Origin of the sequence: Lactobacillus sp. UMNPBX19, assembly GCF_002553805.1 — a bacterium.
Taxonomy (GTDB): Bacteria; Bacillota; Bacilli; order Lactobacillales; family Lactobacillaceae; genus Lactobacillus.
In genome coordinates, this window is record NZ_PCYR01000084.1 from 1 (window position 1) to 673 (window position 673).

Annotated in this window: 1 protein-coding gene; it reads right to left on the minus strand. The window is 40.1% G+C overall.

The window, feature by feature from the left end; all coding sequences use genetic code 11:
- Positions 1-128 precede the first annotated feature (128 nt).
- A partial coding sequence (locus CP370_RS09155; RefSeq protein WP_143467880.1) for an RNA-guided endonuclease TnpB family protein occupies positions 129-673 on the minus strand: 545 nt, incomplete at its 5' end.

Sequence of the window (673 nt, forward strand, 5' to 3'; positions counted from 1 at the left end):
CGCTAACTATTTCACCAATTTGCTTAGATACAGGCTTAACTTGTTTGAATTGCGAAAATCCAAACAGCGGTTTTCCCAATTACCAAAGCCTTTTGAGTCCGCAAGTTGCCAAACGGACTGCAGTCCATTTAGATTGCTTTTTTTATTTTAGGATTTTTCCAAATACCTTTGCTTTTTTCTAAGATGTTTACAGAAGCATTCCAATCTCTTATGTGATAACTTCCGCATACTGGGCAAGTCCATTTCCGATCCTTAAGCGTAAGTTTCTTATAGCCGTTTTGTCCCATTATGTTTCCGCAAGTATGACACCTTTGCGTAGTAAATTTTGGGTCAATCGTGACAAACTTTTTGCCATGAAGATCAGCTTTATATTCGAGCATGGTTAAGAAACTCCGCCATCCTGCATCAGAAATAGATTGGGCAAGAGCATGATTCTTTAACAGATTTTTACTTCTTAGTTCTTCGGCTACTACTAAATCGTGGTTTTTGATTAATGCAGTAGAAAGAACGTGCAAGAAGTCTTGTCTCTGTCTGCGAATCCTGTCGTGCAGTTTAGCGACGGCTAGGCGCTGTTTTTGATAGTTCTTGGATTCACACAAAGAGCGTCCTTCTTTTTTGGCTCTGCGTTCTCTACGTGAAAGTATTCTTTGAGCGTGGGCGAGCTTTTTCTTGG